Annotated in this window: 18 protein-coding genes; 8 read left to right on the top strand and 10 right to left on the bottom strand. The window is 68.1% G+C overall.

Annotation, left to right across the window (positions count from 1 at the left end):
- The first annotated feature begins 5 nt into the window (after positions 1 to 5).
- Positions 6 to 1295 (top strand): ABC transporter substrate-binding protein, encoded by a 1290-nt coding sequence (locus Q8O26_RS15160; protein ID WP_305577023.1) that lies wholly within the window; start codon positions 6 to 8, stop codon positions 1293 to 1295.
- 54 nt (positions 1296 to 1349) lie between these two features.
- Here the strand turns inward: Q8O26_RS15160 and Q8O26_RS15155 are convergent, their stop codons facing one another.
- Together Q8O26_RS15155 and htpX are read right to left on the bottom strand one after the other, a co-directional pair.
- Positions 1350 to 2702 (bottom strand): RsmB/NOP family class I SAM-dependent RNA methyltransferase, encoded by a 1353-nt coding sequence (locus tag Q8O26_RS15155; RefSeq protein WP_305577021.1) that lies wholly within the window; start codon positions 2700 to 2702, stop codon positions 1350 to 1352.
- A 52-nt stretch (positions 2703 to 2754) separates the two neighbouring features.
- Positions 2755 to 3681 (bottom strand): zinc metalloprotease HtpX, encoded by a 927-nt coding sequence (gene htpX / locus Q8O26_RS15150; protein WP_305577019.1) that lies wholly within the window; start codon positions 3679 to 3681, stop codon positions 2755 to 2757.
- Positions 3682 to 3835: 154 nt separating this feature from the next.
- On the opposite strand from htpX, the gene fdxA reads away from it, so the two are divergent.
- From fdxA to Q8O26_RS15135, 3 genes are all read left to right on the top strand, one after another.
- Entirely contained in the window at positions 3836 to 4171 is a 336-nt protein-coding gene (gene fdxA, locus Q8O26_RS15145) for a ferredoxin FdxA (RefSeq protein ID WP_305577017.1), read from the top strand.
- Positions 4172 to 4576: 405 nt separating this feature from the next.
- The gene (locus tag Q8O26_RS15140) at positions 4577 to 5164 is read left to right on the top strand and encodes a CarD family transcriptional regulator (protein ID WP_305577015.1); all 588 of its coding nucleotides are present in this window, start codon (positions 4577 to 4579) and stop codon (positions 5162 to 5164) included.
- A 261-nt stretch (positions 5165 to 5425) separates the two neighbouring features.
- Positions 5426 to 6298, top strand: coding sequence for an RNA polymerase factor sigma-32 (locus Q8O26_RS15135; RefSeq protein ID WP_305577013.1), 873 nt, complete (start codon positions 5426 to 5428; stop codon positions 6296 to 6298).
- A gap of 5 nt (positions 6299 to 6303) precedes the next feature.
- Here Q8O26_RS15135 and Q8O26_RS15130 read toward each other — a convergent pair whose 3' ends face one another.
- From Q8O26_RS15130 to Q8O26_RS15120, 3 genes are all read right to left on the bottom strand, one after another.
- Positions 6304 to 6495 carry a Trm112 family protein gene (locus Q8O26_RS15130; protein ID WP_305577053.1) on the bottom strand — a complete coding sequence of 64 codons (192 nt, stop codon included), beginning with the start codon at positions 6493 to 6495 and terminating at the stop codon, positions 6304 to 6306.
- A gap of 138 nt (positions 6496 to 6633) precedes the next feature.
- Entirely contained in the window at positions 6634 to 7308 is a 675-nt protein-coding gene (locus Q8O26_RS15125) for an LON peptidase substrate-binding domain-containing protein (RefSeq protein ID WP_305577011.1), read from the bottom strand.
- An 87-nt stretch (positions 7309 to 7395) separates the two neighbouring features.
- Positions 7396 to 8058, bottom strand: coding sequence for a peroxidase-related enzyme (locus Q8O26_RS15120; RefSeq protein ID WP_305577009.1), 663 nt, complete (start codon positions 8056 to 8058; stop codon positions 7396 to 7398).
- Positions 8059 to 8239: 181 nt separating this feature from the next.
- Here Q8O26_RS15120 and Q8O26_RS15115 point away from each other — a divergent pair, with 181 nt between their 5' ends.
- Together Q8O26_RS15115 and Q8O26_RS15110 are read left to right on the top strand one after the other, a co-directional pair.
- A complete protein-coding gene (locus Q8O26_RS15115) occupies positions 8240 to 13066 on the top strand; it encodes an NAD-glutamate dehydrogenase (RefSeq protein WP_305577008.1) in 4827 nt (1608 codons plus the stop codon).
- Positions 13063 to 13941 (top strand): S9 family peptidase, encoded by an 879-nt coding sequence (locus Q8O26_RS15110; RefSeq protein ID WP_305577006.1) that lies wholly within the window; start codon positions 13063 to 13065, stop codon positions 13939 to 13941. The genes Q8O26_RS15115 and Q8O26_RS15110 overlap by 4 nt, the downstream gene beginning before the upstream one ends.
- Positions 13942 to 13945: 4 nt before the next feature.
- Here the strand turns inward: Q8O26_RS15110 and Q8O26_RS15105 are convergent, their stop codons facing one another.
- Positions 13946 to 14131 (bottom strand): hypothetical protein, encoded by a 186-nt coding sequence (locus tag Q8O26_RS15105; protein WP_305577004.1) that lies wholly within the window; start codon positions 14129 to 14131, stop codon positions 13946 to 13948.
- Positions 14132 to 14327: 196 nt separating this feature from the next.
- Here Q8O26_RS15105 and Q8O26_RS15100 point away from each other — a divergent pair, with 196 nt between their 5' ends.
- Entirely contained in the window at positions 14328 to 15512 is a 1185-nt protein-coding gene (locus Q8O26_RS15100; RefSeq protein ID WP_305577002.1) for a diguanylate cyclase, read from the top strand.
- 9 nt (positions 15513 to 15521) lie between these two features.
- On the opposite strand, the gene Q8O26_RS15095 is transcribed toward Q8O26_RS15100, so the two are convergent.
- The 4 genes from Q8O26_RS15095 to xth all read right to left on the bottom strand — a co-directional run bounded on the left by Q8O26_RS15095 (position 15522) and on the right by xth (position 19219).
- On the bottom strand, positions 15522 to 16397 hold the full coding sequence (locus Q8O26_RS15095; protein WP_305577000.1) for a 3-hydroxybutyryl-CoA dehydrogenase: 876 nt from the start codon (positions 16395 to 16397) through the stop codon (positions 15522 to 15524).
- 157 nt (positions 16398 to 16554) lie between these two features.
- On the bottom strand, positions 16555 to 17490 hold the full coding sequence (locus Q8O26_RS15090) for an electron transfer flavoprotein subunit alpha/FixB family protein (RefSeq protein WP_305576998.1): 936 nt from the start codon (positions 17488 to 17490) through the stop codon (positions 16555 to 16557).
- Positions 17490 to 18239, bottom strand: a complete 750-nt coding sequence (locus Q8O26_RS15085; protein ID WP_305577051.1) for an electron transfer flavoprotein subunit beta/FixA family protein — start codon at positions 18237 to 18239, stop codon at positions 17490 to 17492. Before Q8O26_RS15085 ends, Q8O26_RS15090 begins: the two co-directional genes overlap by 1 nt.
- 167 nt (positions 18240 to 18406) lie before the next feature.
- A complete protein-coding gene (gene xth, locus Q8O26_RS15080; RefSeq protein WP_305576996.1) occupies positions 18407 to 19219 on the bottom strand; it encodes an exodeoxyribonuclease III in 813 nt (270 codons plus the stop codon).
- Between the two features lie 177 nt (positions 19220 to 19396).
- Here xth and Q8O26_RS15075 point away from each other — a divergent pair, with 177 nt between their 5' ends.
- Positions 19397 to 19546, top strand: coding sequence for a histidine kinase (locus Q8O26_RS15075; protein ID WP_305576994.1), 150 nt, complete (start codon positions 19397 to 19399; stop codon positions 19544 to 19546).
- Positions 19547 to 19549: the final 3 nt, after the last annotated feature.

Genomic DNA, 19549 nt, shown 5'->3' with positions numbered 1-19549 from the left:
TTGTCATGTCTCAGAAACTCTCCCGCCGTACGACGCTCGGCCTGATGGCCGGCGCCGCCACCATCGCCATGCCCAACGTGGTCCGCGCCCAGACCATCGAGGTCGTCGCCCACTATTCCATGCCGCCGATCTTCAAGGCCGCCATGGACGCCGTCGCCGAGGCCTTCAACAAGAAGAGCGACAAGGTGAAGGTCACCTATGTCAATCCGACGCCCACCTACGAGGACGGCGCCCAGCTGGTGCTGCGCCAGGCGACCACCGGCGGCATGCCGGACGTCTCGTTCCAGGGCCTCAACCGCCTGCGCCTGTTCGCCGAGCGTTCGATCGCCGCCGACCTGAAGCCCTTCCTCGCCCGCGAGGGTGATCTGGCGAAGCTCGGTTATTCCAATCCGATCCTCGGCCTCGGCTTCCATGGCGGCGTGCAGTGCGGCCTGGCTTTCGCCACGTCCAACCCGATCAGCTATCTCAACGTCGATCTCCTCAAGAAGGTTGGCGCCAGCGCCGAGACCTTCCCGACGAACTGGGACGGCGTCATCGCCCTTGCGGCGAAGATCTCCGCCCTCGGCGACGGCAATTCCGGCATGTTCTTCCGCTGGCCGGGTGACGACTGGATGTTCTCGGCGCTGCTCTATGGCCATGGTGGCCGGATGTTGACCGAGGACGAGAGCAAGGTCGCCTTCGACGGCGCCGAAGGCCTCGCCGCTCTCCGCCTGCTCGACCGTATGGTGAAGGAAGGCAAGATGCCGAACCTCACCGGCAATGCCGACCTGCAGTCCTTCGGCGCCGGCAAGATGGGCATGATGTTCCGCACCACGGCGCAGGTTCGCCAGGTCTCCGGCATGGTCGGCAGCAATTTCGAGCTGCAGACCACGATCCTGCCGGTCATCGATCCGGTGAAGGGCCGCCTGCCGACCGGCGGTGCCGGCGCCATGATGACCGCCAAGGATCCGGCCCGTCAGGCCGCCGCCTGGGAGTTCATCAAGTTCGCGACCTCCGCCGAGGGCACGACGCTGATGACGAAGAACACCGGCTATGTGCCGTGCAACCAGCTCGCCATCGACGATCCGATGTATCTCAGCGAGTTCTACAAGGCGAACCCGCTTTTCCAGGCCGCCACCAAGCAGGTTCACCTGATGATCCCGTGGTACGCCTTCCCGGGCCAGAACTCGGTCCGCGTGACGCAGGTCATGGTCGACAACCTCGCCCGCATCGTCGAGCAGAAGGCGACGCCGGACGAGGTGCTGCGCGACATGTCGCGCGAGGTTACCCGCCTGATCCCGCGCCGCCAGGGCTGATCGTCCAACCCCTCACGAAGCCCGCCCGGAGCGATCCGGGCGGGCTTTGCCGTGTCAGGGGCCGCGGAAGACGAGGCGGGCGGCGAAGAAGCCGTCGAGGCCGGCGCGGGCCGGGTCGGGGTCGGGCCAGTGCGAGGGCAGGGTGCGCAGATGGCCCGCCGCGGTGACGAAGGGGGCGATGCCGGGCCATTCGTCGGGGCGGATCGGATCGAGCGCGAGGCGCGGCTCCCGGGCGAGCAGGGCGGCGATCTGGTCCTCGCCCTCCTCCGGCTCCAGCGAGCAGGTGCAGTAGACCGCGCGCCCGCCGGGCTTCAAGAGGACGGCGAGCCGGTCGAGCAGGCGCGCCTGCAGGCGCGCCAACCCGTCGACGTCGGTGGCCGACTTCAGGTGCATGACGTCGGGATGGCCACGCAGGGTGCCGGTGGCGGTGCAGGGCGCATCGATGAGGATCGCGTCGAACGGGCCTTCGAGGTCGAGGGCGTCGACGGCGCGCACGGTGACGTCGAGCTTCAGACGGGTCATGTTCTCGACGAGACGTTCCAGCCGCCGCGGGGAGCGGTCGACGGCGGTGACGCGGGCGCCCGCGCGCGCGAGCTGCGCGGTCTTGCCGCCCGGCGCGGCGCAGAGGTCGGCGACGGAAAGACCGGCGATGTCGCCGAGCAGACGGGCCGGCAGGGCGGCAGCCGCGTCCTGCACCCACCAGGCGCCGTCGGCATAGCCGGCGAGATCGGGGATTGCGCCCTCCGCCTTCAGCCGGACCGAGCCCGTCGGCGTCACGAAGCCGCCGAGCCGGTCGGCCCAGCCCTCGGGGTCGGAGGACACGGTGAGGTCGAGCGGTGGTTCTGACGAGACGATCGCGGCGATGGCGGCCGTGGTCTCGGCCCCGTAGGCCCGCGTCCAGCGCTGCCGCAGCCAGGGCGCGAGGTCGTCCAGCGGGTCGAGGGAGGCGAGCGCCTCCTCCCGATCGCGGGCGAGGCCCCGCAGCACCGCATTGGCGAGCCCGGCGAAGCCTTTGGCCTTGCGGTCGTTCTCCACCATGCGCACCGCGCTGTCGACGGCGGCATAGTCCGGCACGTCGAGGAAGAGGATCTGGCAGGCGGCGATCCGCAGGACGGTCTCGAGCCGCGGCAGGCCGTCGGGAAGGCCCTTGGCGAGGCGTTCGGCGAGGAGTCGGTCGATGGTGCCGAGCCGCCGCAGCGTCGTGGCGGCGATCTTGCGGGCGAGCGCCCGGTCGAGGGCGTCGAGTTCGGTCGGCAGTTCCAGCGCCTCGTCGAGCGGGCGACGGCGCAGCAGCACGGCCTCGACGAGATCGCAGGCCCGGCGGCGGGCCGGCAGGCCCGGATGGGCGGCGGGCTTCGGCTTGATGGTCTTCGGCCGGGCCTTATGGAAAAACGGGCGCTTGGTCATGGCGCCCGTTTAGGCTGCGTGCGCCCCTGCGGCAACCCGCAAAGGCGGTTCGTCAGCCCCAGGGGCCGCCACGGCGGGCATTGCTGCCCCAGGGGGCCGGTTGCGACTGGCCATGGCCGACCTGACCGGCCATGCCCCAGGCTTGGGCGATCTGCTGCAGGGCGGCGATGCGGTTGCCGGTGTCGGGATGGGTCGAGAACAGGTTGTCCATGCGCTCGCCCGACAGCGGGTTGATGATGAACATGTGCGCCGTCTGCGGATTGTGCTCGGCGGTGTTGTTGACCGTGCGGTCATGGGCACCGGCGATCTTGGCGAGCGCCGAGGCGAGCCAGATCGGATTGCCGCAGATTTCCGCGCCCATCTTGTCCGCCTCGTATTCGCGCGAGCGGGAGATGGCCATCTGCACGATGGAGGCGGCGAGCGGCGCGAGAATCATCATGGCGATGGTCCCGATGACGCCGAAGCCGTTGCGGTTCTGGTTGTTGCCGCCTGAGAAGGCGGCGAAATTGGCGAGCATGGAGAGAGCGCCGGCGAGTGTCGCGGTGATCGTCATGATCAGCGTGTCGCGGTTCTTGATATGCGCCAGTTCATGCGCCACCACGCCGGCGACTTCCTCGCGCGTCAGCGTGTTGAGAAGGCCGGTGTTGACGGCGACCGCCGCGTTTTCCGGATTGCGGCCGGTGGCAAAGGCGTTGGGCTGGTCCTCGTGGATGATGAAGAGCCGCGGCATCGGCATGCCGGCACGCTGGGCCATGTCCCAGGTCATCTGATAGAGGTCCGGCGCCGAATTCTGGTCGACCTCCTCGGCGCCGTACATGTTGAGGACGGCTTTGTCGGAACCCCAGTAGCTCCAGAAATTCATGGCGCAGGCGACGGCCAGTGCGATCAGCATGCCGGCCTGGCCGCCGACGAGGAAGCCGACGCCCATGAAGAGGGCGGTCATGGCTGCCAGGAGGATGGCGGTCTTCATGTAGTTCATGGCGCGGCTCCCCGTGGAAATCGTTCACTAGATCGTGTGGGCTCCGGCTGCGGACAAGGGGGCGCGTGCGTCGCGCCACGCCATCGCTTGCGTACGAACGACCTCATCTGGTAATCGGCGAGGTCGACAGCCGCCGCGCTTCCGGAGATTTCGCATGACCTACGTGGTCACCGAGAATTGCATCAAATGCAAATATACCGACTGCGTCGAGGTGTGCCCGGTCGACTGTTTCTATGAAGGCGAGAATTTTCTCGTCATCCATCCCGACGAATGCATCGATTGTGGCGTCTGCGAGCCGGAGTGCCCGGCCGAGGCGATCAAGCCGGACACCGAGGCGGGCCTGGAAAAATGGCTCGGCATCAACGCCGATTTCGCCGCGCAATGGCCCAACATCACGCAGAAGCGCGATCCGCTTCCCGACGCCAAGGAGTGGGACGGAAAGCCCGGCAAGGAGCCGCTGCTCTCGGCTGCTCCCGGCAAGGGCGACTGAACCTCCCCTTGCGGTAACCACGTGTGCAGAATCGGGCGCGGGCCGGCGGTGCCGACGGCCCGCCTGAGCGCAAGCCTTTGAATTCGGCGAAAATTGTGGTATGGTCCTGCCACAGTCGATCAGAAAAGCGGTCCTACCGGTACGCTCCCCTCGTGCGGAGCGTTATTTTTCGGAAATCTCCGACAAATCGTCGCGATGGACCCTGCCAAAGGGTGCTGATCGTGCCGCCGCAGGTCGTTTCTCGTCGTCTGACGTCAGGGGCCGTCCGGGCGATCAGCCGGGGTCGTCGTTCCTTTCGCGCACAACGCCACGGCGCCGCAGGGTGGCCGTGGGTCCGCCATCCGCGCCATGCGGGGCGGGCATCACCAGCGGCCGCCATCCGGCCGGCGAGGAGTAAGGCGCAGTATGACCGTGAAGAAGAACGCGCAGACCCGTCAGGGCTTCAAGACGAGCGAGTTCATCGTCTATCCGTCCCACGGGGTCGGACAGATCGTGTCGATCGAGGAGCAGGACATCGCTGGGTTCAAGCTCGAACTGTTCGTCATCACCTTCGAGAAGGACAAGATGACGCTTCGGGTGCCGACCGCCAAGATCGCTCAGGTCGGAATGCGCAAGCTCGCCGAGCCCGAGGTCATGGCCAGGGCCATGGAGGTCCTCAAGGGCCGTGCCCGCGTCAAGCGCACCATGTGGTCGCGCCGCGCCCAGGAATATGAAGCGAAGTTCATTTCTGGCGACCTGATCGCCATCTCCGAGGTCGTCCGCGATCTCTTCCGCTCCGACGCCCAGCCGGAACAGTCCTATTCGGAGCGCCAGCTCTACGAACAGGCCCTCGACCGCATGGCGCGCGAACTCGCTGCCGTCGAGCGGGTGGTCGAGGCCGAGGCCGTCAAGCTGATCGAGGCGCAACTCGCCAAGGGTCCGCGCCGCGGTCCGGCCAAGGCCGAAGCGGACGAAGCCGACGAGAGCGACGAGCCCGAGGTCGAAGCCGCCTGACCGGCCCGTCCCATCTCATCTCTGCAGAAAGCCCGGCCGTCGCGCCGGGCTTTTTGCTGGGCGCGCCCCGGCGGCACGAGGCCTGCTGTCGCATGACCGGTCACAGAGCAAAGACCTGCCCCCAATCCCCCGCGCGCCCCGGACGGTGGCAACAGGGCTTCTCATTGCGCAGGGACAGTTGATCCGGCGCCGGCCGGGCGTCGTAATCGCGGTCAAGAACGCAGGGCAAGCCTGTCCGGGAGAGCTCAGGGAAGGCATGTGATGGCGCAGGTTTTCGGGATCGGTCAGAGCCTGGCGAAGGCGGCGCGCAACGCTCCCTTCCTCGATCGCGAGGAGGAACAGGCCCTCGCCGTCCGCTGGAAGGACCGCCGCGACGAGGTGGCGCTCCATCGCCTGGCGCAGGCGCATATGCGGCTCGTCATCTCCATCGCCGCGCGCTTCCGCCATTACGGGCTGCCGATGGCCGACCTGATCCAGGAGGGCCATGTCGGCCTGCTGGAGGCAGCCTCCCGATTCGAGCCGGAGCGGGACGTGCGCTTCTCCACCTATGCCACCTGGTGGATCCGCGCCTCGATCCAGGACCACATCCTGCGCAACTGGTCGATCGTCCGCGGCGGAACGTCGTCGGCGCAGAAGGCGCTGTTCTTCAATCTGCGGCGCCTCAGGGCGCAGTTGTCTCAGACCCTGGGTGCGGGGATCGGCTCGGCGGTCCTCCACCAGCAGATCGCCGCGGCCATCGGCGTATCGCAGGCCGACGTCGCGGTCATGGACGCCCGCATTTCTGGCTCCGACCTGTCGCTCAACGCGCCCAGCCACGAAAGCGACGGCGGCGGGTCGTCGGAGCGGCTTGATCATCTTGTCGACGCGGCGCCGCTCCCCGACGAGGTGGTGGGCGAGACGATCGACAGCAGCCGCCGGGTCGCCTGGCTGCGCGACGTCCTGCATGTCCTGTCGGACCGGGAGCTCAACATCATCCGGGCGCGCCGGCTGAGCGAGGAGACCGCAACGCTGGAATCGCTCGGCGAGCGGCTGGGCATCTCCAAGGAGCGGGTCCGGCAGATCGAGAACCGCGCCATCGAAAAGCTGCGCCAGGCGCTGGTGGAGCGCCACACCGACGGCACGGCCCTGCTCTGACCGGATCAGTCGGCCAGCGGGCGGGCTTCCTCAGGCAGCATGATCGGGATGCCCTCGCGGATCGGGTAGACGAGCCTGGCGGCGCGGGAGACGAGCTCTCCGGCCTCGGCGTCGTACTCGAGGGGCCCCTTGGTCACCGGGCAGACCAGCACCTCGAGGAGGCGCGGATCGACCGTCCCGGGCCGGGTCTGCGGCACCGCCGTCTTGCTCTCGAGGGGCTTCGGGTCGCCGTCTGCGGCGGTCCCGGGATCATTCGGCGTCGTCATGTGATGGGTTCCCCCTGAGACACGGGCAAGGATCGGTCTAGCCGGTCGCGGGGCGCCATGCCAGCGGCGTCAGTTGAGCGGCTGCTTATCGTCGGCGGGCCTGTCCTTGGCGAGGGCGACCTCGGTGACGGCGACGAGCAGGGCAGCCCGCGTCTTCAGGTCGGGTGCCTCCAGCAGGGCCTGCTTCTCCTTCAGGCCCCAGGGCGACATCATGCAGAGAGCGTTGACGAGGATCTCCGTCGGGGCCCGGCGGATGCCGTCCCAGTCCGCCTCCATGTCGTTGACCTCGAGGAACTCCTTCAGGGTCTTCAGGAGACCGTCGCGATCGACGTCATCCTCGCCGACCCGCGCCTCGAAATCACCCTGATAGGGTTCGCAGTCGATCTTGCACTGGCGATAGGGAGTGGTGACCGAAAGTTCCTCGACGATGCGGAAACGGGTGATACCGGTCAGGCTCAGCATGTAGCGCCCGTCGCCGGACTCGGCGAGCTGGGTGATACGCCCGACGCATCCGACCGCAGACAGGGTCGGACGCCTGGCGTCCTCGTCAGCGGGAACCGGCTGCACCATGCCGATCAGGCGGCGGCCCGACAGGAAGGCGTCGTCGATCATCGCCAGATAGCGCGGCTCGAAAATGTTGAGCGGCAGCTGGCCGCGTGGCAGCAGCAGCGCGCCCGGCAGGGGAAAGACCGGGATCACGTCCGGAAGATCGGCCGGTCCGAGATAGGAGGTGTTGGTGGCCATGGCATGGCTCCGTGGCGCGACGACAGGAACTGATCCCGTGTCATCTAGGCGCGCCGGGGCGCGCTGCCAGTCCCGGGCGATCGCAAATCAGCGCGCCGTCGCATGATAGGCGGCGTTGGGCCGCATATCGGTGGCCGAGGCCACGCGGTTCGACATGTTGTAGAAGGCGGCGGTGGCCGAGATGTCCCAGATGTCGCGTTCGGAAAAGCCGACCTTGCGCAGCGCGTCCCGGTCAGGATCGTCGATGGTCCAGGGCGTTTCCGTGAGCTTCACGGCGAAATCGAGCATGGCGCGCTGGCGGGCATCCAGTCGGGCGGCGCGGTAGTTCATCACCATCATCTCGCCAAGTTCGGGATCGCCGGAGAGCTGGCGGACCGCCGCGCCATGGGCGGTGAGGCAGTAGAAGCAGCGGTTCACCGCCGAAACCACCACGGCGATCATCTCGCGCTCCAGCTTGCTGAGGCCGGACGGCGCCAGCATCAGGTCGTTGTACATGGCCGAGAAGGCCTTCAGCTTGGCGAGATCGTGGGTATAGGCGAGGAGCACGTTCGGCACGAAGCCGATCTTGTCGCGGCATTTCTGGAAGAATGCCTCGATCTCGGCATCGAGCGGGGCGGCGGGCAGGTCGAGGGCGATGATCGCCTCGGTGGCGGCCGTCTCCCGGCCGGTCGGCTTTTCCGCGCTCTTGGCGGATCTGGCGGACGGACCGGCCTTGGCTGCGCTTTTCGTCTTCGATGGCGATGCCGGCATGGCGCTGTCTCCCGAAACCGATCCGATGACCCGCCGGTTCCGGCCGGCGTCATCACCGCGTCGCAGGGTGGTAGCATGGCCCATCGGGCCGGCGAAATTGACTTTACGGCCGAGGGGCAGCGTGATCATCCTGCCCGCACGGCGCCAACAACCAAGACGAATCTGCCGCAAGGAGACGAGCATGAGCAATCGGGCCGAGGATGCGCGGGGGGCCGCGGCCATCATCGAGCAGGCGGGCATCATCCTGCGCGGTACCGAAGCCAGTGTTCCCGCCGATTATGCGGTCGACCTCTTCGGCCGCGCCGACCCGGAGGACGTGGTCGCCTACGACGCGCGCGATCTCGCGGCGCTGGCCGTCGCCAGCCATGCCGCCTTCTCCCGGCGGACCCCCGGCCGGTCGTCGATCCGCCTCGCCGATCCCGAACCGACCTCGGTCGCCTCGCGCCTCGCCGCCATCACGGTCATCGAGGTGGTCAACGAAAACATGCCGTTCCTCGTCGATTCGGTGCTCGGCGTGCTGGCCGAGCAGGGTCTGAAGGTCGGCCTGGTCGTCCACCCGATCCTGACCGTCGAACGCGAGCTGGACGGAACCCTGTCCGCCTATCGCGGCCTCGAGCCCGATCCCGCCGCGCCGCGGGAAAGCCTTATCCACGTCCATGTCGACAGGATCGGCGACGAGGGCCGCCGCGCGGCTCTGGTCGAGGAACTGGAGGCGACCCTCGCCGACGTGCGGATCTGCGTCGCCGACTGGAAGCCGATGCAGGCGCGCGTGCGCGCCATCATCGAGGACCTGAAGGCGAACCCCGTCCTGCCGGTCACCGAGATGGCGGAGGGCATCCAGTTCCTGGAATGGCTGGCCGCCAACAATTTCACCCTGCTCGGCGTCCGCGACTATGCCTATGTCGGCGGCGTCGCCGAAGGTCAGCTCGAACCGGAATTCACCTCCGGACTGGGCATCCTGCGCGACGAGAACGTGCGCATCCTGCGACGTGGCACCGACCTCGTCACCATGACGCCGGAACTGCGCGAATTCCTGATGCAGCCGGTGCCGCTGATCATCACCAAGGCCAATGTCCGCTCGCGCGTGCACCGCCGAATCCACATGGACTATGTCGGGGTGAAGCGCTTCGACCGGCAGGGCCAGCTCGTCGGCGAGGCCCGCATCGTCGGGCTCTTCACCTCCACCGCCTACACGCGTTCGACGCGAACCATTCCCTATCTCAGGCGCAAGGTCGACCGCGTGCTGACGCGGGCCGGCTTCGATCCCGACGGTCACTCGGGCAAGGCGCTGGTCAACGTGCTGGAGAGTTATCCGCGCGACGAACTGTTCCAGATCGACGACGACACGCTGTTCAACCACGCCATGGCGGTGATGCAGCTCGAGGACCGGCCGCGCGTCAGGGTCCTGCCGCGCGAGGACCGCTTCCACCGCTTCGTTTCGGTGATGGTCTATGTGCCGCGCGACCGGTTCGACACGACGGTGCGGCTCGCCATCGGCAATTACCTGGCTGGCGTCTATCGCGGGCGCGTCTCGGCCTTCTACCCGTTCTTCCCGGACGGGCCGCTGACGCGGGTGCACTTCATCATCGGCCGCGACGAGGGGGAGACCCCGCGCATCGACCGGGCGGAGCTGGAGGCGGCGGTGTCGCGCATCGTGCGGACCTGGAGCGACGGGCTCGGCGAGGCTCTCGCGCTGATCCACGGCCCGGCCCGGGCCGGCGATCTCGCGGCGCGCTACCGCGAGGCTTTCTCCGCCGCCTATCGCGAGGCAGTGCCGGCGGAAGACGCGATCGGCGACATCCGCATCTTCGAAGGCCTCACCGAGTCCCGCTCCCTCGCCATCGACTTCTACCGGCCGGACCCCGCCCAACGCACGGAAGCCGGCCTCAAGGTCTTCGCCCGCGGGCGGCCGATCCCGCTCTCCGAACGCGTGCCGATCCTCGAGGCCATGGGCTTCGCGGTGGTCGACGAGCGCACCTATGAAATCGCGCCGGCCGGTACGGCGCCGGTCTGGCTGCACGACATGTCGCTCGCCCGGCCCGGGGGTCAGGTCATCGACCTCGAGGCGCTCGACGAGAAACTCGGATCAGCCCTCATGGCGGTGATGCGCGGCGATGCGGAAAGCGACGGATTCAATGCGCTGACGCTGGAGGCGGGTCTCGCCTGGCGGGACGTCGCGGTCATCCGCACCCTCGCCCGCACCCTCAGGCAGATCCGCGCACCCTTCAGCCAGGACTACCTGTGGGCGACGCTGCGCAAACATGCGGCGATCGCCAAAGGCATCGTGCTGATGTTCCACCTGCGCTTCGATCCGCGGCTCGGCCTGTCGCCGGAGGAGCGCAATGCGAAGCTCGTCGATCTCCTCTCGCGCTTCGAGGAGAGCCTGGCGCATGTCACCTCGCTCGACGAGGACCGCATCCTCAGGGCCTTCATCAACCTGATCCAGGCGGCGGTGCGCACCAATTTCTACCAGACCGGCGAGGACGGGCAGGTCAGGCCGACGATCGCCGTCAAGTTCGAATCGAAGCGGATCGACAACCTGCCGGCGCCGCGCCCGCTCTATGAGATCTTCGTCTACTCGCCGCGGGTCGAGGGCGTGCACATGCGCTTCGGCAAGGTGGCGCGCGGCGGCCTGCGCTGGTCGGACCGGCCGCAGGACTTCCGCACCGAGGTGCTCGGCCTCGTCAAGGCGCAGCAGGTGAAGAACGCCGTCATCGTGCCGGTGGGCGCCAAGGGCGGCTTCGTGCCGAAGCGCCTGCCGCCGGCGAGCCAGCGCGACGCCTGGCTTGCCGAGGGGACCGAATCCTATCGCATCTTCGTGCGCTCGCTCCTGCAGATCACCGACAATATCGACGGGGCGACCATCGTGCCGCCGCCTGAAACCGTCCGGCACGACGGCGACGATCCCTATCTCGTCGTCGCCGCCGACAAGGGCACGGCGACGTTCTCCGACATCGCCAACCAGCTCTCCCTCGACAAGGGCCACTGGCTGGGTGACGCCTTCGCCTCGGGTGGCAGCCAGGGCTACGACCACAAGGGCATGGGCATTACCGCCCGCGGCGCCTGGGAGGCCGTGAAGCGGCACTTCCGCGAGATGGGCACCGACATTTCGGTGACGCCCTTCACCGTGGCCGGGGTCGGCGACATGTCCGGCGACGTCTTCGGCAACGGCATGCTGCTGGAAAAGACCATCAAGCTGGTGGCGGCCTTCGACCATCGCGACATCTTCCTCGATCCCTCGTCCGATCCCGAGGCGGCCTTCGCCGAGCGCAAGCGCCTGTTCGGCCTGCCGCGCTCGTCCTGGGCCGATTACGACAAGAGCCTGATCTCGGCCGGCGGGGGCGTGTTCTCCCGTTCGGCCAAGTCCATCGCGCTGTCGCCGGAGGTGCAGGCGGTGCTCGACCTGCCGAAGGCCCAGGCGACCCCTCAGGAGGTGATGAACGCCGTCCTCAAGGCGCGGGTCGATCTCCTGTGGTTCGGCGGCATCGGCACCTATGTGCGCTCCAGCGGCGAGACCGACGACCAGGGCGGCGACCGCGCCAACGACGCCATCCGCATCACCGGCGCCGACATTCGTGCCAGGGTGGTGGGCGAGGGCGCCAATCTCGGCATGACCCAGCGGGGCCGCATCGAGGCCGGGCGCGCCGGGGTTCGCCTCAACACCGACGCCATCGACAATTCGGCGGGGGTGAACACGTCGGACGTCGAGGTCAACATCAAGATCGCCCTGACGACGCCGGAGCGCGACGGCCGGCTGGACGGCGGCGCGCGCAACGCGCTGCTCGCCACCATGACCGACGAGGTCGGCCAGCTGGTGCTGCGCAACAACTACCTTCAGACGCTGGCGCTGTCGCTGTCGCAGCGGCGCGGCCTCGAGGATCTCGGCTTCCAGCAAAGGCTGATGCAGAGCCTTGAAACGCAGGGCAAGCTCGACCGGGCGGTGGAATACCTGCCGGACGAGATGGAACTGGCCGACCGGCGCCGGCGCGGCGATCCCCTGACCCGACCGGAAATCGCCGTGCTGCTGGCCTATGCCAAGATCGATCTCTACGACCACCTCCTCGCCTCGTCGGTGCCGGACGATCCCTATCTGGCGCGCGAACTGGTCCGCTACTTTCCGCGGCCGGTGCAGGACAAATTCCCTGACGCCGTGGAGAGCCACAAGCTGCGCCGCGAGATCATCGCGACGGGCCTCTCCAACTCGATGATCAACCGCGGCGGCCCCGCCTTCGTCACCCGGCTGATCGATCAGACCGGCGCCGACGTCGCCACCATCGCCTCGGCCTTCGCCGCCGTGCGCGACTCCTATGGGATGACGGCGCTGAATACCGAACTCGACAGCCTCGACAACCGCGTGTCGGGGGCGCTGCAGCTCGAACTCTATGCGGCGATCCAGGATCTGCTGATCGACCGGGTCATCTGGTTCATCCGCAATGTCGACCTGACCCGCGGCCTCGCCGATGTCGTCGCCCACCATCGCGCCGGCATCGAGACGGTGGCGGCGAGCCTCGATACGGCGCTGCCGGCGGATGCCGCGGCGGCGAGGGCGGCCCGCACGGCAGAACTCCGGGCGGCCGGGCTTCCCGACCCGCTCGCCGGCGTGCTGGCGAGCCTCGACCATCTCGCCGCCGCCCCCGATATCGTTGCTGTGGCCGACCAGACCGGGCGGGGCGTCGCCGATGTCGCCGCCACCGCTTTCGCGGCATCGGCCGTCTTCCGCCTCGACCAGATGAAGGGCGCGGCCAAGGCGATCACCGTCACCGACTACTTCGACCGGCTGGCCCTCGATCGGGCGCTCGATTCGATCGCCGACGCCGAGCGCCGCATCACCGCCGACATGGTCTCGGGCGATACCTCCGGCGCCGCCGCGGTCGATGCCTGGATGGCCGTGCATGGCGGGCGGGCCGAACGGATCCGCAAGGCGGTCGCGGAGATCGCCGGTTCGGGCCTGACCGTCTCGAAGGCGACGGTCGCGGCGAGCCTGCTCGGCGATCTGGTGCGCGCATGAGGCGGCTTTCAGTTCTGATCCTGGCCGCCGCGCTCCTCTGCGGCGCTCCGGCCGCCGCCCAGACCGCCGCCCAAGCTCCCCGGCCCGAGGGCGCCGAGGGCACGGTTCACCGCGAGCAGGTCTGGCGCCTGTCGCACAATGCCGACGAGGGACGTGAGATCGCGGCGATCGTCTTCCGTCCGGCCGGTGATACGCCGCGGCAACTGGTGGTGATGACCCACCACACGTCGGGCGACGCCGCCCGCAACGGTGAGCCCCGCCATGGCGTCTATCCCCATGTCGTCTCCTGGTTCGTCGAGCGGGGCTATGTCGTCGCCGTCGTCCACCGGCGCGGCTACGGCCTGACCGGCGGCGAGCGTGCCGAGCGTTTTGCCTGCCGCAGGCCCAACCATTTCGCCGCCGGGCGCGCCGATGCGGCCGATCTTTCCGCCGTCATCGACGGGCTGACCGCGCTGCCCTTCGTGCGCAAGGACGGCGTCATCGCCGTCGGGCAATCGACGGGAGGCTGGGCAGCCGCGGCGCTCGCGGCGGAGAACCATCCGGCCGTCGCCGGGACGATCAATTTCGGCGGTGGTCGTCGCGGGCGGGCGGGCGATACCGGCCAGACCTGTGCCCTCGACGAACTGGTGCGTGACGCGCGCTACATGGGACGGCGGGCACGGACGCCGGCGCTGTGGCTCTACACGGAGAACGACCAGTCGTTCGGCCCGGAGCTGACGCGCCGCATGGCGGAGGCCTATCGCAGCGCTGGCGGCGCCCTCGACTTCCAGCTGTTGCCGCCCTTCGGTCGCGACGGGCATGCGCTGTTGCCCAATCCCGGCGGCATCCGCATCTGGGGGCCGCTGGTGGAGCCGTTCATCCAGAAGTTCAGGTAGCCGGTCAGGCGGTCTTGTCGACGGTCAATCCGGTGCCGGGGGCGGGGCTCGCCTGAATCGCCGATGCCAGCAGGTCAACGACGCCCTGGTCGGCCTGGACCTGCTGCTTGACCATGGCGGTCTGGATGCCCATGCGGGTCTGCTCGCTCTGCATGGCGATCATCGTGCTGGCGATACCGACTGTCGACATGGGTGGTCTCCTGTCCCGGACCCCATCTCTCGCACGGTGCGGTTAACGAAGCCTTTGCGCGTCCTGCGTGCAAGATGTGGATACCGCCATCATCCGGGACAAATGGGATGGCCGCAGGTGATGGCGTTACGTAAGCTCTGCCAGCTTTCGGCCCTGCCGATTCGCTCCCTTTCCAGCGCGAGGCATGGCTCACGGCGTGATCGACAGATTTCCCCTCCTGCTCGGCGCCGACGTTTTCGATGAACGGCAGAGGCGCGAAGTTCTCGGCGAGCTTTTCGACTACCGCCCCTATCTCATGGCCAGCGCGGCGATGACGCTCGTCATCATCCACGTCTTTCTGTCGGGGGCCCGTCAGGAGGCGGTGTTCTGTGGATTGCTCGTCGCGCTGGGAACGATCATGCGCGTCGCCGTGGCGCGGTCTTACCAGGGGAAGTACGGCATCGACGATGTCGGCAGATGCGCCAAGGCCTTCGCCATCATGTGCGTCGTCGTGGCGCTGCTGTGGGGCGTGACGGGTGCCGTCCTCTACCGGGTGGCGGACGACAGCATGCGCATCGCCGTGCTCGGGATCGGCTGCGTCCTCGTTCAGGCGGTGACCCTGCGCACCAACATGGCTCCCGGCCCGACCATGGCGCAGGTCGCCATCCTCATCGCTTTCCACGCCGCAGCGATCGTCTATGACGGGCTCTACGTCCTCATCCCGGTCTGCATCCTCTACACGCTGTTCCAGGGCATGTGCATCCTCGCCCTCGGCAGGGTCCGGGTCCGGCAGATGCGGGCGGAGCGCGAGACGTTGCGGCTGCTCGACGAGCTCCAGTGCGCCAATACCGAACTCACCCGCGCCAATCTCCGGCTCGCCGATTCGGCGCTCAGCGATCCGCTGACCGGTGTCGGCAACCGGCGGCGCTTCGAGGAGGCGCTGGCAACGATGGCGCCGGCTGCCGTCCGCAGCGGCAGACCGCTCTCGCTGCTGCTGATCGACGTCGATCACTTCAAGCGCTTCAACGACGAACATGGGCATGTCACCGGCGACGAGGCGTTGCGACGCGTGGCGGACCGGTTGCGCGCCATTGCCGACGGGCCCAATCATGTGGTGGCCCGGTTCGGCGGCGAAGAATTCGCGGTGCTTCTGGCGGGGGCCGACGAGGCGGCGGCACGCGTCGTCGCCGACCAGATCCTGACCGCGATCGGTGACCCGGCGGCGGTACGGCCGCTGACCGTCAGCATAGGGGTCGCTACGGCACGGGGGCCTGCCGGCACCATGGACATCGTGAGCGATGCCGACCGTGCCCTCTACGCGGCGAAACGCGCCGGCCGGAACCGGGTCGTCAGCAACAGCGAACTGGTCGACCAGCAGGACACCGACCGTCTCAAAGCCTGACGGCGCCCGTCAGCGGGTGGGAACCGGGCGCTCGCCACGATAGTCGTAGAAGCCGCGCTGCGACTTCCGGCCGAGCCAGCCGGCCTCGACATATTTCACCAGCAGCGGGCAGGGCCGGTACTTGGAATCGGCGAGGCCTTCATAAAGCACCTGCATGACCGAAAGGCAGGTATCGAGGCCGATGAAATCGGCGAGCTGCAGGGGGCCCATGGGGTGATTGGCGCCGAGCCGCATGCCGGTGTCGATGGCCTCGACCGACCCGACGCCCTCGTAGAGCGTGTAGATCGCCTCGTTGATCATCGGCAGCAGGATGCGATTGACGATGAAGGCCGGGAAGTCCTCGGCCACCGCGATCGTCTTGCCGAGCTTGGTGCAGAGCGCGCGGGAGGCCTCGAAGGTCTCGTCCTCGGTGGCGATGCCGCGGATCAGCTCGACGAGCTGCATGATCGGCACCGGGTTCATGAAGTGGATGCCGATGAAACGCTCGGGGCGGTCGGTGGTCGAGGCGAGGCGGGTGATGGAGATCGACGAGGTGTTGGTGGCGAGGATCGCGTCAGGCCTGAGCACCGGGCAGACGGACTGGAAGATCTTGACCTTGACCTGCTCGTTCTCGGTGGCGGCCTCGATGACGAGGTCGCAGTCGGCGAGGTCGTCCACTTTGGGGGCGCCGCCGATGCGCAGCAGGGCGTTCTGACGCTCTTCCTCGGAAATGAGGTTCTTCGACAGCTGACGGCTCATGTTGCCATTGATCGTCGCGAGGCCGGACTTGATGCGATCCTCGGAGATGTCGTGCAGCGACACGTCGATGCCGGCCAGAGCCGCCACATGCGCGATGCCGTTGCCCATCTGTCCGGCGCCGATCACGCCGATCTTGCGAATTTCCATGGTTCCACCCGGTGGACGGCCCGGCGCGTGGCGTCGGGCGGCGGTGCGATCAAAACGAACTGGCGGACATCTCTACGACGGTCCCGCCGCCGACGCCATCCCGACCGCAAATAAGACTGCGGGCGGAGGTGGCTCCCCGCCCGCAGCAGGTCTCTGCCTACTTGCCGAGCTCTTTCTCGAGCTCGGGCAGGATCGTGAAGAGGTCGCCGACGAGGCCGTAGTCGGCGACCTGGAAGATCGGCGCCTCCTCGTCCTTGTTGATGGCGACGATGACCTTGGAGTCCTTCATGCCGGCGAGGTGCTGGATGGCGCCCGAAATGCCGACGGCGATGTAGAGATCCGGCGCCACGACCTTGCCGGTCTGGCCGACCTGCCAGTCGTTCGGCGCATAGCCGGCATCCACCGCGGCGCGCGAGGCGCCCATGGCGGCGCCGAGCCGGTCAGCGACGGGCTCAATCACCTTGGCGAAGTTCTCCTTCGAGCCGAGTGCGCGGCCACCCGAGATGATGATCTTGGCGGCGCCGAGTTCGGGACGGTCCGACTTGACGATCTCCTCGCCGGCGAAGGTCGACAGGCCGGGATCAGCGACGGCCGTGGCCGCCTCGATCGTGGCGGTGCCGCCCGTGCCGGCCGCCTGGAAGGATGCGGTGCGCACGGTGATGACCTTCTTGGCGTCGGTCGACTGCACGGTCTGGATGGCGTTGCCGGCATAGATCGGCCGTTCGAACGTGTCGGGCGCCAGCACCTTGGTGATGTCGGAGATCTGCATCACGTCGATGAGGGCGGCGACGCGCGGCATGATGTTCTTGCCGTTGGCGGTGGACGGCGCGACGAGCGCGTCATAGCCGCCGGCGAGCGAGACGATCAGTGCCGCCGTGGGCTCGGCCAGGAGGTTGGCATAGGCGGGGGCATCGGCGACCAGCACCTTGGCAACACCGGCGAGCTTCGAGGCGGCCTCGGCGGCCCCCTGGCAGCCCGAGCCGGCGACGAGCACCGTGACCGGGGCGCCGAGCGCGACCGCAGCGGTTAGCGCCTTCAGCGTCGGGTCCTTCAGCGAGGCATTGTCGTGTTCTGCGAGAAGGAGCGTGGCCATCAGAGCACCCCGGCTTCGTTCTTGAGCTTGCCGACCAGTTCGGCGACGGAGCCGACCTTGACGCCGGCGTGGCGGCCGCCCGGCTCCGCGGTCTTGAGGACCTTGAGGCGGGGGGTGACGTCGACGCCGTAGGCGTCGGGAGACTTCTCGTCGATCGGCTTCTTCTTCGCCTTCATGATGTTGGGCAGCGAGGCGTAGCGCGGCTCGTTGAGGCGAAGGTCGGTGGTGACGATGGCCGGCGTCTTCAGCGTCACGGTCTGCAGGCCGCCGTCGACCTCGCGGGTGACCGAGACGGTGTCGCCGGACACTTCCACCTTGGAGGCGAAGGTGCCCTGCGGCCAGCCGAGGAGGGCGGCGCGCATCTGGCCGGTCTGGTTGGCGTCGTCGTCGATCGCCTGCTTGCCGAGAATGACCAGGCCCGGGGCCTCCTCACCGACAACACCCTTCAGGATCTTCGCGACGGCGAGCGGCTCGACGATCGCGTCGGTCTTCACGTGGATGCCGCGGTCGGCGCCCATGGCGAGGGCCGTGCGGATCGTCTCCGCGGCACCCTGCGCGCCGATGGAGACGACGACGATTTCGGTGGCCACGCCCTTTTCCCTGAGACGGATGGCCTCCTCGACGGCGATCTCGTCGAAGGGGTTCATCGACATCTTCACATTGGCGAGTTCGACCCCGGAGCCGTCGGGCTTCACGCGGATCTTGACGTTGTAGTCGACGACCCGTTTCACGGGCACAAGGATCTTCATCATGTCCCTCCCCGAGCGGATGATTTTTCGCTCGGATAATCGGTTTTAAAAGTCATTTCGACCGGGCGCGCACCCTAGAAGCGGCCCCGCGGGGTGTCAACGAAACCACCCCGGCGCCGCCATAGGGCCTTCGGGTGATGCAGCGCAACACAATCCGTCCTGCATCGTCAGGGCGACAGCGTCGCGATCACCGGAACGTGGTCGGAGGGCCGGTCCCAGCCGCGTGCCTCGCGCAGGATTTCGACGGAGCGCATGGCGGGGGCGAGCGCCGGGCTGAGCCAGACATGGTCGAGGCGGCGGCCCTTGTCCGCGGTGTCCCACTCGGCCGAACGGTAGCTCCACCATGTGTAGAGCTTCTGCGGCTCGGGCGTGAGCGCGCGCATCATGTCGACCCAGCCGCCGGCCGCCGCCACCTCGGTCAACCGCCGGCGCTCGAGCGGGGTGTGCGAGACAACCTTGGCGAGCTGCTTCGAACTCCACACGTCGTGCTCGAGCGGGGCGATGTTGAGGTCGCCGACGAGAATGGCGCGGTCCGCGCCGGCGCCGACGCGCAGCGCCTCCCAGGCCTCCATCTCGTCGAGAAAACCGAGCTTGTGGGCGAACTTGTCGTTAACCACGGGATCGGGCTCGTCGCCGCCGGCCGGGACGTAGAAATTATGGATGCGGGTGCCGGCGGCAGGCCCCTCGGCGAGGGTCACCGCGATGTGCCGCGCGTCGTTCTTGCCGCAGAAGGCGCGGCGGTCGATGTCGGCGAGGCCGAAGCGGGAAAACACGGCGACGCCGTGGTAGCCCTTCTGCCCGTGGATGGCGATGTGCTCGAAGCCCATGCGGCGGACGTCGGCCAGCGGAAACTGGCCGTCGATGCACTTGGTCTCCTGCAGGCAAAGGACGTCCGGCTGATGCTCGCCGACGAAGCGGGCGACCGTCTCGATGCGCAGACGGACGGAGTTGATGTTCCAGGTGGCGATCTTGAGCGTCATGGGTCCTCGCGCGCCGGACCATAGAAGGCCGCCGCCGTCGCTGGAAGCGGCAGAACCGGCCTGTCCACGGTTTGCAGCGTTGGTGGAGGAAGCGCTCTGCGGACCGCCGCCCGCTTGCGGCTTGCCCGGGACCGGCTTTGATGGTCCAACACGATTCGGACAAGGGCGCCTCCCGTCATGCCGACGCTGTTCCGTTTCCTGCTGATCCTCTTCGTGCTCGCCGGGCTCGGCTTTTCGGGCATGCTGGCGCTCGCCTATCTGGTGGAGCCGGAGGCGCGCGAGATGAGCGTGCAGGTCCCGCCCGCCCGCCTGCAGCCGCGCCGGTAGCGC

Source organism: Phreatobacter sp. (genome assembly GCF_030691135.1).
GTDB lineage: Bacteria > Pseudomonadota > Alphaproteobacteria > Rhizobiales > Phreatobacteraceae > Phreatobacter.
Note: the sequence above shows the minus strand (reverse complement) of the source record. Positions and strands in the feature narration are given on the sequence as shown.